At 57.8% G+C, this 11790-nt stretch carries 9 protein-coding genes and 1 tRNA gene; 4 read left to right on the plus strand and 6 right to left on the minus strand.

Annotated features, from left to right (window positions below; genetic code table 11):
• Positions 1 to 81: 81 nt before the first annotated feature.
• Together P0D52_RS02645 and P0D52_RS02650 are read right to left on the minus strand one after the other, a co-directional pair.
• The gene (locus tag P0D52_RS02645) at positions 82 to 705 is read right to left on the minus strand and encodes an outer membrane protein (RefSeq protein WP_394693895.1); all 624 of its coding nucleotides are present in this window, start codon (positions 703 to 705) and stop codon (positions 82 to 84) included.
• 775 nt (positions 706 to 1480) lie between these two features.
• Entirely contained in the window at positions 1481 to 2005 is a 525-nt protein-coding gene (locus P0D52_RS02650; RefSeq protein ID WP_394693896.1) for a MarR family winged helix-turn-helix transcriptional regulator, read from the minus strand.
• 324 nt (positions 2006 to 2329) lie between these two features.
• Here P0D52_RS02650 and P0D52_RS02655 point away from each other — a divergent pair, with 324 nt between their 5' ends.
• The 3 genes from P0D52_RS02655 (at position 2330) to P0D52_RS02665 (ending at position 8612) form a co-directional block, all read left to right on the plus strand.
• Positions 2330 to 4918: a TonB-dependent receptor gene (locus P0D52_RS02655; protein WP_394693897.1), complete on the plus strand. Its 2589-nt coding sequence runs from the start codon at positions 2330 to 2332 to the stop codon at positions 4916 to 4918.
• A gap of 121 nt (positions 4919 to 5039) precedes the next feature.
• Positions 5040 to 7010 (plus strand): tetratricopeptide repeat-containing sulfotransferase family protein, encoded by a 1971-nt coding sequence (locus tag P0D52_RS02660; RefSeq protein ID WP_394694753.1) that lies wholly within the window; start codon positions 5040 to 5042, stop codon positions 7008 to 7010.
• Positions 7011 to 7013: 3 nt separating this feature from the next.
• Positions 7014 to 8612, plus strand: coding sequence for a BCCT family transporter (locus P0D52_RS02665; RefSeq protein ID WP_394693898.1), 1599 nt, complete (start codon positions 7014 to 7016; stop codon positions 8610 to 8612).
• Here P0D52_RS02665 and P0D52_RS02670 read toward each other — a convergent pair whose 3' ends face one another.
• From P0D52_RS02670 to P0D52_RS02685, 4 genes are all read right to left on the minus strand, one after another.
• Positions 8613 to 8984, minus strand: a complete 372-nt coding sequence (locus P0D52_RS02670; protein WP_394693899.1) for a tRNA-binding protein — start codon at positions 8982 to 8984, stop codon at positions 8613 to 8615.
• A 42-nt stretch (positions 8985 to 9026) separates the two neighbouring features.
• Positions 9027 to 10010, minus strand: coding sequence for a hypothetical protein (locus P0D52_RS02675; RefSeq protein ID WP_394693900.1), 984 nt, complete (start codon positions 10008 to 10010; stop codon positions 9027 to 9029).
• A gap of 112 nt (positions 10011 to 10122) precedes the next feature.
• A tRNA-Gly gene (locus tag P0D52_RS02680) sits at positions 10123 to 10196 on the minus strand.
• A 49-nt stretch (positions 10197 to 10245) separates the two neighbouring features.
• The gene (locus P0D52_RS02685) at positions 10246 to 11259 is read right to left on the minus strand and encodes a 2'-deoxycytidine 5'-triphosphate deaminase (protein WP_394693901.1); all 1014 of its coding nucleotides are present in this window, start codon (positions 11257 to 11259) and stop codon (positions 10246 to 10248) included.
• A gap of 114 nt (positions 11260 to 11373) precedes the next feature.
• Here P0D52_RS02685 and apaG point away from each other — a divergent pair, with 114 nt between their 5' ends.
• Positions 11374 to 11790, plus strand: coding sequence for a Co2+/Mg2+ efflux protein ApaG (gene apaG / locus P0D52_RS02690; protein ID WP_394693902.1), 417 nt, complete (start codon positions 11374 to 11376; stop codon positions 11788 to 11790).

Here is an 11790-nt window from a genome sequence, read left to right on the forward strand (position 1 = left end):
GTAACCGGCAGAATCTTAGGGCTCTTTAATCCCTTGAGGAAATCGCCCCTCTAACTAAGCGAGCTTTCGCAATTTGTCGGCCTAAAACAGAAAACGCAGACCGGCACCAAGCGTATATCCATCATATTGGAAGGTTACCGTAGAGGTGCCAAGCGGTGCTACTAGAGTGAACTCGGTGTCCTGTGCCCGAAAATAGCGCAGATCGGCGAAAAGCGTCGCCGAAGACGAAATGTCGTAAGAGAGGCCGCCGATCAATTGAAAGGCTAATGGTGTGGCGTCACCATCAATAGTGCCGCCCGCACCTGAGAAATCGGCCGTAACCCGAGCCACTCCCAAGCCTGCCCCAATGTAGGGGGTCCATTCATGTTCCGGCCGAAAATCATACAGTATGTTTGCCATAACCCCGGTGGCCGCCAGACCGCTCCCGGCGGCCCCGACATCAGTGCCATTGATCGTCAAGGCGTTAAAGTCGCCGCCGCGACGGGAGATCTCGCCTTCAATCCGCACATGATCGAACTGATGACCAAAAACTCCTGAGAAGTACGAAGCATTCGCGAGTTCCAGATCAATGGAGCCGCTCTGCAAGCTGCCGTCAGTTTCCTCGACGGCGCGTATGCCAAATTGACCTGAGACATAGTTATCCTGTGCCGCAGCAGTGCTCGAAAACAAGATGAAAGTGGTGGTTGTGAGTGCTACAAATTTCATTTCGTGTCTCAACCTTTCTGAATTAAGCGCCACCAAACAGCTAGAAATAGCGGCGTTTGTGTAGGTCGATTGCGTAGCGCTACTGCTGATAAGGAAACAGATGGAAAGGCGTGAACTGCTCATTTTAAGAATGAACGGTATTATGGGCGTTCGTGTGATGTTGATGGTCCCGGTTGATAGGGAATAATACTAGTTTTGATTGCTCCGACTGGTCCTATTATAGGAACTTCGCCTTGTGCGCGGATGGCTTTTTTTGGGGCTCATAGGATTCTCGATCCGCACTTTTTGGAACTGACGTCGTTTTGCACGGGATGCAACCCGGCAAGCAGCTGAGCGGATGGCATAGGTCAAGCCTGATGCCGATCGTCCAAATTCGACCCTGGACGAGGCGAGCACCCAACTCATGGTGAAATCGACTTAATCACATGAGTGGTGGGCTACAGTAGAACACAATGGCAGCTCAGCAGGATAATCATGGATATGCTTCCTGAATCCCATCGCAACATTTTGCAGCGCGATATATCGGTGCGCCCATGGTGCGCCCACGGACATTTTCGCCAATTTCACAAAACGTCTAACCCATTGAAAAGAATGGCGCACCGGGGAAGATTCGAACTCCCGACCCCCAGATTCGTAGTTATGCTTTCTGCAAGCTAATTCAGACGGTTACGTGTAAACTGATGCGCTAATGGCGCTAACGTTTTCAATCGGTTGCTTGTGGGCTGTAAACTAACGCCGAATGAGTCATGGAGGGGATCATGTTTTCAGAACGGTGTCAGCTGGAGTCGCCATCAGCCGGGGGCGCGCCGTTGCCGGAATCGTCCATGCCAGTGCGCCGGACATCCCCGACATCCAGAATCGGCGCAGCATCAACATCCTCTGCGCTCATCAGCTCGGCGACGCGTTGCAGAGAGGCGATCAGCATCAGCTGTTCCCAGTCGGCGAGGTCGCCGAAGGATTTGAGAAAGCCGGCCTGAAGGGCTTCCGGCGCATCCGCCAGGCATTGCCGCCCGGAATCGGTAATATCGACCATAACATTGCGCCGATCCGTCTGACTGCGTTGCCGCGTGATCAATCCCCGCTCGCCCAACCGGTCGAGAATCACGGTGACGGTCGCATGACTAAGCGATACATCGCGGGCAATTGTGCCCGGCGTACTCGGCCCGCTCTGTGACAGCGTTTGCAGAACCACACGCTGTGAAGAGGTCAGGCCGCTGGCTTTCATCAGCTTTTTCGAATGCAGATCCACTGCCCGCATAATCCGGCGGACCGCAATCAACACATCATCCTGCCGGCTCATACTAGGTCTCCAGATTCGTCCGAACACGATATTATTAGGCGGTTTGCCAAACCGGAAACATGCTCAAAATAATCATTCGACAACGAAACATATACGGGGCGTGACTTTACACGCAAAACACCGTGAATCCGGACCCGAAGGTGTTGTCGTAATGCAACAAATTACAGAACATGCTGAAAAGATTGAGTATATAGCATGTTGTCGTCTTCGCGATTGCAGCATGTACCTCGGCAATAAAGCTTAGATATCTACGAAAGCCTAGCCAAGGCAAGCGGCTTCGCCTAGACCCCGCTCATCCAAAATAACAAGAGGTATTTGAGAGCCATGCTCAAGAAGCGCGCGCTGACGACCACCATTCTTTCATCTCTCGCTGTGGCGACGGCCGTGACCGGCACTGCTGCCGCACAGGTCGAGACCATCACGGTGACCGCCACCAAACGCGAATCCAGCACCCAGACGATCCCGGTTGCGGTCAACGCGCTGGGGGAGAACACGCTCGATGAACTGCGTGTCGATGTCTTCACCGACTATCTCCAGCAATTGCCGGGTGTGACGGCAGGGGGCTCGGGCCCGGGGCAGAACACGATCTACATTCGCGGTCTGGCATCAACGACGCCGAATCTGACAACGGCAGGTGTGGCCGGCCTGGCCCCGAATGTGGCCTTCTATCTCGATGAGCAGCCGCTCGCCCAGCCGGGCCGTAATCTTGATGTCTATGCCGCTGATATCAATCGCGTCGAGGTTCTGCCGGGACCGCAGGGCACGCTTTATGGTGCCAGCTCGCAGGCCGGTACGGTCCGGATGATCACCAATGAACCGCTGATCGGCGTCTTTGAAGCCTCTGCACGCTTTGGCACTTCCTTCACCGAAAACGGTGAGATGAGCAATAATGTCGAAGCGGTCGTGAACTTCCCCGTATCCGACAATTTTGCCCTTCGCGGCGTCGTCTATGTCGACAGCCAGGGCGGCTATATCGATAATGTCGCGGGAACGCGGACCGCACGGGAAAGTGCCCGCTTCCGCGCCGCCGGGACAGTGCGCGCCAACGGCGTGCCGGTGAATAATAACCGGGCCGGTTTCCAGGCCGCATCCGATCTGTCCGGCGTCACTTTCCTGACGGCCGACAATGCCGGTCTCGTCGAGGAAAACTTCAATGACACCGTCTATCAGGGTTTCCGCGTCAGCGGCCTGTGGGACATCACTCCGGACTTCAGCCTGCGGGTTACGCACAGCCGCCAGAGCCTGGAATCCGACGGGGTCTTCTTCTCCGACCCGACACTCGGCGATCTGGAAATCCAGCGCTATGAACAGGACGAGCTGGAGGATGACTTCCACAATACGTCCTGGACGCTGGAAGGCCGCCTCGGCATGCTGGATGCGGTTTATACCGGTGCCTATACGGATCGGCAGACCGATCAGCGGGTCGACTATTCCGACTATCTCTTCGTCGGCCAATACCTGCCGTATTATATCTGTGACGGCTCGGTGTCCTATCCGGGTGCGGGCAACAACCCGACCGGAACGTGTCAGGCGCCAAACCTGTATGTGAATTCGACGACAGAGACGTCCGTCTTTACCCAGGAATTGCGCTTCACGACGCCGGAAGACCGCCGCGTCCGCGCCACGTTTGGCGGGTTCTACAGCGATCTGGAACTGGCGGAACGCAATGACTTTACCTATCCGGGCTCGGAGAACATCAATCTGTTTGGCCTGAATGGTTTCCCGGACAATTTCCCGCAGCCGGGTGTCTACAACTCCGATCCGGGACCTTTCCCGGCGGGTGTGATTTTCCGGAACGATGTCTTGCGCACTGACGTGCAGCTGGGCCTGTTTGGTGAGGTGACGTTCGATCTGAACGAGCAATTCGCCCTGACGCTTGGGGCGCGCGCCTATGATATCGAAGTGGACCTGGAAGGCAGCGCCAATTCATCCTTCTGTAACTCCAGCGGTGTGGATGAAAACGCCTTCGGTACGAATATTTCCGACCTCTATGATGGCGACGGATCCTTCACTTTCATTGGATCGTGCAATGACGCGGCGCGCATCACCTATACCGATCCGAATGCACCGGGGATTCCCGCTGCTGCCGCAGCGGCGCTGGGCGCGCCCGATACCGCAGCCACGGATGGCGTGATCTACAAGGCGACCGGTCAATGGACGCCGCGTGAGGGCATAATGCTCTATGCGACCTATTCGGAAGGCTTCCGTCCGGGTCTCCTGAACCGTCCAGGCGGTGCCGCCGGACCGAACGGCTTTACCGTTCCGTTCGCGCTGGATACCGACGAAGTGACCAATTACGAGTTTGGCTGGAAGCTGGACCTTCTGGACAATCAGCTGCGCTTCAACGGGAATGCCTTCTTCGTGGATGTGCAGAATTTGCAGACCACGATTTTCGACCCGTCGATCACCAACCTCTTCTTCTCGGATAACGCGGCCAATGCCGAAATCCGCGGTGTAGAAGGCGATGTCACCTGGGCTCCTACTGATATGCCGGGCCTGACCGTGACGGGCGCCTTCTCTTTCCTGGATACGGAAATCACCGAAGTTCTGACCCCGACCAATGATGTGCTGGTCGGCTCCGAACTGGCGTTTGCGCCGAACTTCCAGGGGAATATCCGTGCCCGCTACGAGTGGGAGCTTGAAAACGGTCTGACCGCCCATGTCATGCCACAGCTCATCGTCTCGGGGGATTCGGTCAGTGATGTCATCGAGATCAACAAGATTGATCTGGAAGGCTACACGATGGCCAGCTTCTCGACCGGTCTCACCGGCGATCGCTGGAGCGTCGAAGCCTTCGTCGACAATCTGACGGATGAACGGGCCGAGCTGAGCAATAACTTCGTCTATGACCGTGAGCGGGTGACGATTGCCCGGCCGCGGACCTGGGGCGTGCGCGTCAGCGTTCAATATTGATCCTGCCCTTGGCTGAGTACGGCTGACCAGTAGAGTGGGCGTTCCGCACTTTGGCGGAGCGCCCACTTTTTTCAGACAGGACAGACATTTGCCCGACGGAAACGAGACCCAAACCGACCCGATGCAATCGGCCCAATCGCTCATGTATGCGGGTGATTTCGAAGATGCCGTAGCGCTCCTGAATGATGTTGTCGCCGAGACAGCCGAGCCGGTGGACGCGCTCTATATGCGGGCGGTCTGTTTTCGTTATCTCAAGAAGCCCGAATCGGCGCGGGCCGATCTTGATGCCCTCAAACGGGTCTCCCCGGACTTCGGGCGCGCCTATCAGGAAGAGGGTCATCTTTATCGCGATACGGGAGAAGCGGAGCGCGCTCTGCTCGCCTATCAGCGGGCCTGCCAATTCAATCCGGCGCTGATCGCCAGCTGGAAATCGCAAGCGGACATTCTGCGCGCCATGGGCCGGACGTCAGAAGCCGGCCAGGCCGAAGCACAAGTGAATCGGCTGGAGGCCTTGCCGCGCGATCTCGTTTCGGTCACGCACCTTCTCTATGAGGGCAAGTTACTGAAAGCCGAGCAGCTCTGCCGCAGCTTCATGCAGAAAAACCCGCATGATATCGAGGGTATGCGATTGCTGGCGGAAATCGGCTCGCGCTTTGGTGTGCTGGAAGATGCCGATTTCCTGCTGGAAACCGCGCTCGAGCTCGATCCGGACAATATCCAGGTCCGGCTCGATTTCATCAATGTGTTGCGGAAGCGTCAGAAATTCGAGGCGGCGCTGACTCAGGCGCGGGCGCTCTATGACCGCGACCCTGACAATCCGCTCTTCCAGTCGCATCTGGCAATCGAGTCCATGCAGACCGGGGATTATGAAAAAGCCCTGTCGCTGTTTGAGACCATCCTGAAAACCCTGCCGGAAGATGCCGCCACGCTGACTTCCCGCGGCCATGCGCTGAAAACGCTGGGCGAGCAGGATGAAGCGATTGCCTCTTATCAGTCTGCCGCCCGGATCAAGGCGGATCACGGCGATGCCTGGTATGCGCTCGCCAATCTCAAGACCTATGCTTTCTCCGATGACGAGCTGGCGACCATGCAGGCGCAGGAGGCCGGCACCGATCTCGGGTTCCAGGACCGGATCTATCTCTGTTTCGCGCTCGGAAAGGCCTTCGAGGACCGGAAGGATTATGCCAAGGCGTTTGAATATTACGAGCGCGGGAATGACCTGAAGCGGGTCCAGACGCGCTATAAATCCGATCAGATGGAAGAGGAATTGGCGGCGCAGGCCAGCATTTGTACGCCGGATCTGTTTGAAAAACAGGGCGGCAAGGGATGCCCCGCGCCGGACCCGATCTTCATCGTCGGCCTGCCGCGTGCAGGTTCGACCCTGATTGAACAGATTCTGGCCTCTCACAGTCAGGTCGATGGCACGCTGGAATTGCCCAATATCCTTGCACTGTCGCATCGTCTGCGCGGGCGCAAGCGGGTCAGCGACCGGACCTTCTATCCGCGCGTCCTGCACGATCTGGATGCGGAAAAGCTGCAAGCGTTGGGCGAGGACTATATCGAGAATACGCGTATTCACCGGCAAGGCGCGCCCTTCTTTACCGACAAGATGCCGAACAATTTCCGGCATATCGGCCTGATCAAGCTGATCCTGCCGAATGCGAAAATCATTGATGCCCGCCGCGGTGCTATGGCCTGCTGTTTCTCCGGCTTCAAACAGCTTTTCGCCGAAGGGCAGGAATTCACCTACGGGCTCGAAGAGATTGGCCGCTATTACAAGGACTATGTCGCGCTGATGGACCACTGGGACGCGGTGCTGCCCGGCCAGATTCTGCGCGTGCATCACGAGGATGTCGTCGATGATCTGGAGACCCAGGTCCATCGCATTCTTGAATTCTGCGGTTTGCCCTTCGAGCAGGCCTGCATCGATTTTCACAAGACACGGCGCGCTGTCCGGACGGCGTCTTCCGAACAGGTGCGCCAGCCCATCTACAAGGACGGGGTCGAGCAATGGCGGCATTTCGAGCCGTGGCTTGATCCCCTGAAAGCCGCGCTTGGACCCGATTTGTCAAACCCGTCAGGAGGGGCCTGATTTATGCCCGGAAGACATTACAAGACCACCCATGAAACCGGAGAAAACAACGTCGAAGTTCTCGGACTCGATGTTCATAATCCGGTCTTCTTTATCGCTGCGGTGTTGGTGATCAGTTTTATCAGCCTGACGCTGGTTTTTCCGGATTCAGCCTCGGCCATCCTTTTTGCCTCACGCGATTGGGTGCTGGCGACATTCGACTGGCTGTTTGTTTCAGCGGTGAATATCATCTTTTTGTTTGCACTCTTTGTGATGCTATCGCCGCTCGGGCGACTGAGAATTGGCGGACGGGACGCCAAACCTGAATTTTCGACGATATCCTGGCTTGCCATGCTTTTTTCCGCTGGGATAGGTATTGGCTTGATGTTCTGGGGTGCCGCAGAACCGCTGGCATATTACACAGGCTGGTTCGGCACGCCGCTGGGTGTAGAAGCCGAAACGCCGGCAGCGCATGATCTGGCGCTAAGCTCGACAATGTTCCATTGGGGACTGAATGCCTGGTCGGTCTACGCTATTCTGGGCCTGGCGCTGGCCTATTTCACGTTTTCCAAGGGGCTTCCCCTGACCGTGCGCTCGGCTTTCTATCCGCTGCTGGGTGACCGGATCTGGGGCTGGCCGGGCCATCTGATCGACCTCTTGGCCGTGATCGCCACGCTCTTCGGGCTGGCAACGTCGCTGGGTCTGGGCGCACAACAGATTTCCAGCGGGCTGGGATATATCTTTGGCATTGAAGCCGGAATTGGTCTGCAGGTGGCCATTATTGCCTTTATTACCGCCATCGCCATTGGTTCCGTCGTTCGTGGGCTGGATGGCGGCGTGAAGGTGCTGTCCAATATCAATATGGCGATGGCCGGAATGTTCCTGCTGTTTGTGTTCGCCGTTGGTCCGACACTGCTCATACTGACCGGCTTCTGGGATAATACGCTCAATTATATTCGCGATTTCATTCCGCTCTCAAACTGGATCGGTCGTGACGATACCGAATGGTTCCATGGCTGGACCATTTTCTATTGGGCATGGTGGATATCCTGGTCACCGTTTGTTGGCATGTTTATCGCCCGCATTTCCAAAGGCCGGACGGTTCGGCAGTTTCTTTTTTCGGTGATTTTTGTGCCGCTGATCGTCACGGTCGTCTGGTTTACAACATTCGGCGAAGTGGCGCTTCTGCAAGCTGAGACCGGCGTTGGTGAGCTGGCGAACGGCATAGACGAGGTTTCGCTCGTCCTCTTCCACATGCTCGAAAACCTTCCGCTGACCTCGATCTCCTCCCTGTTTGCCGTGGTTTTGGTGTTGATCTTTTTTGTGACCTCATCGGATTCCGGGTCTCTGGTCGTTGATAGCATTACCGCTGGCGGCAAGCTCAATGCTCCGGTTCCGCAGCGCATTTTCTGGGCATCAATTGAAGGGCTGATCGCTATCGTTCTGTTGTATGGTGGCGGCGCGCAGGCGCTTCAGGCCTTGCAGGCTGGCACAATTGCCGTCGGCCTGCCTTTCACCATTGTCCTGATGGTATGCTGCTTCAGTCTCTGGAAGGGATTGTCGGCGGATTCCAGAGCGCTTCGCGTTCTGGAGCGCGACGAGGCCGCGTCTGTCAAAGCCTGATCAGGCGAGACGGGCACCCAAGGGGACATCGCCATCCGGCTGGGCCAGCCGGATGGCGCCCGTCTCGTCCGCAAAGCCGAGCACCAGCACTTCGGAACGCATGGGCCCGATCTGGCGTGGCGGGAAGTTGACCACGGCCATGATGCGGCGACCCACAAGATCGTCCGGTGTGTAATTCACGGTGATCTGGGCCGCGCTCTTGCGCTCCCCGATCGTCGGCCCAAAATCGATCCAGAGCCGGTAGGAGGGATTGCGGGCTTCGGGAAATGCCTCGGCACGGACAATCCGGCCGACGCGAATATCCACTTTCAGATAATCGGCAAATCCGATCTCGGCTTCCGGGGGCGTGTCGGGCTGGAAATCCTTGTGCATGAGTCACCTGACATTTGCTTCATCGGGGGGGCGAAGCGGGCGTTATTCCGCGTCCGGTCCAGCGGCACGGGTGAAGCGCTGTTCGGAGACGACGACCCATTCGCCATCGACAAGTTGTTCGGTCTGGCTGGAATAGCCCGCATCTGACATGTCGTAATAGCGCCCGCGGAAGGTCTGTTCCTGGCCGTCCGGGGATGTGTAGGTTTCCTCGCCAAATTCAATTCCATTGTCCGTAAGGGTCGCAGAGCCGATCGAGTGGCCACCGATGGAATTCACGTAGCGAAAGACAAGTCCGCCCGATTCCCGGTCATAGTGAAAGACGGTCTCGCCGGAATAATCCGGCGTGCCGGGCACGACGTGGCGGTCCCTCACATAGCGGCCGAGCAGATCGGTGAAGCAGTGCGTATCGACCGCCGCTGAGTCGTCGAAGGAGGCCGACCAGCAGGCTCCCATCAAAGGGCTGAAGGCCTCTATCGCTTCGCCAAATGTGGCGTTGCCGGAAAGGGTGCTGGCCAGCTCCTCGCCTGTGGCGGCGGGCTGGCGCGTGAACACACGCTCGTCTTCTGTAATCCAGCCGCCGTAATCCTCGCCGAGATATTGCTCGCGGATGAAGCTGGCGGACTCGCCGGTGACCGGACCCCAGTGCATGCGCAGAAACAATTCGCCGGTTTCCTCGCGATAGCCAAAGAGGGTGACACGATCCTCGCCAAGCGCGCCATCGCTCTCGATCACATGTCCGCCGGATGTGTACATGACGGAATGGATACGCGCGTCCTGAGCATCCCAGAACAGATGCTCCTCATTATAGAACATGCCGTGCGGACCCGGATTCTGCCGAAGAATGCGCACGAAATCATTTTCCAGATGCTCAAAGCAATAGATCTCGTCGGCATATTGCTGTGGCTGCCGGTTGGCCCAGCAGGTGCCGAGATAGTCGGACAGGGCGTCGGTCAGCGGTGAGTTGGCCAGCGCGCCTGCGCTGCCAAGGCCCGAGGCCAGCATGGCGATGGATAGCATTGATTTCATGATAATCCCCTGAGCCCGGCGGCCCTCAGTCTCTGTGCGCCGTCCGGCAAAGCCTAGCAGAGAAACGACCGCACCAAAGGGAATTCTTATGCCGTCGAAACCGGGAGAAAGCTGGAGCGGGTGAAGGGAATCGAACCCTCGTCGTAAGCTTGGGAAGCTTCTGCTCTACCATTGAGCTACACCCGCATCGCGGATGATTTTACGGCTGCCGGCATCCCGCTCGCAAGCGTTTTCCCTAGCTTGAAAAATATTTCGCCAATTTCAGCTTCTGCGCCTGATAGTTGGAGCCCATCGTGCCATAGGGCCGGGCCGGTCGGGCGGCCATGGGTTCATAGACAAGGCGCGCGGCGGCCTGTCCGTGTTCGAGGAAGAAGGGCACATCGCGGCCCCGGACTTCCAGAACGGCCCGCCCGCCCGTGCCGCCCGCTTCGGCGACGCCGAAACCGGGATCGAAAAAGCCGGCGTAATGGGCGCGGAACTCGCCAATTTCGGGCGCGATGGGCGCCATTTCAGCCGCTTCGTCCAGCGGGATGATAACAGGTTCGCGTGAGGCCAGAATGTAGAATTCACCCGGATCGAGGATCATGCGGCCTTGCCGAACGTCGATCTCTTCCCAGAAATCGCGCGGATCATGCTGGCCGATTTTCGCCAGATCAATCAGGCCGGAATGACGCCGGGCGCGGTAGCCGACCTTGCCATCAAAGCCTTCCAGATCCACCGAGACGGTGATTTCGCGCGTGGCCTGCCGCAAGCCGCGACGGAAGCGCGCCTGCACCAGACGATCGCCCGGACGGGCGAGGATGGAGAAGGTACGCGGTGAAATTTCGACATAGAGTGGCCCGACATAGCCGGCAGGCGCATGATCAAATGTTGTGGCCTGATCAGCGATGACGCGGGTGAAAACATCAATCCGACCGGTCGAGCTCTTGGGATTCATGGCGGCGCTGACATTTTCGGGAAGCGTCAGCGTCTCCATCAGCGGGACCAGATAGACGCAGCCGGTTTCCAGAACGGCCCCGCCATTGAGATCCAGCTCATGCATGACCAGACCGCTGTCCAGCACGTCCTGAACGGTCCGGCTCTGGCCCGGCAGAAAGCTGGCGCGCAGGCGATAGGCGGTATGGCCGAGGCGGAGGTCGAGGCTGGCGGGCTGGACCTGATTGTCGACGAAAGGCAGGTTGCAGCGGATTCCGCCTTCGGCCGCCAGTTCGGTGATTTCGGTATCGGGCAGAATGCCAGCAATGCTCATGAGGGCGTCCATTACCGCAAAAGAGTCGGTTCCTTGGTTACGGGATTATACGCTTGCGAGAAAGTGCAGAATGCGGGACTTGAAGCCTCCGGCATTCGAGGGGATCATCCGTCCATGGTCAAGGCACATGAAATCGCCCGTTATGAATGCGAAACCCGCGGCGTGGCCGTGCGGGTGACGCCGGAATTTCTGGACGATCAATCCGACCCTGACCGGCAGCTCTTCATGTGGGCCTATACGATCGAGATCGAAAACAATGGCCATGAGACGGTCCAGCTTGTCTCCCGATACTGGCTGGTCACGGACGCGACCGGCAAGGTCGAGACGGTACGGGGTCCCGGCGTGGTCGGTGAGCAGCCCATTCTGGAGCCGGGCCAGCGCTATTCCTACACATCCGGATCGTCGCTGAAGACTCCATCGGGTTTCATGCGCGGCAGTTTTGAAATGTCGCTGGCATCCGGCGGGCGGTTTGACGCGGCGATACCGGCCTTTTCGCTCGACAGCCCGTATGACCGGACATCCGTCCATTAA

This window comes from Hyphobacterium sp. (assembly GCF_043584775.1).
GTDB lineage: Bacteria > Pseudomonadota > Alphaproteobacteria > Caulobacterales > Maricaulaceae > Hyphobacterium.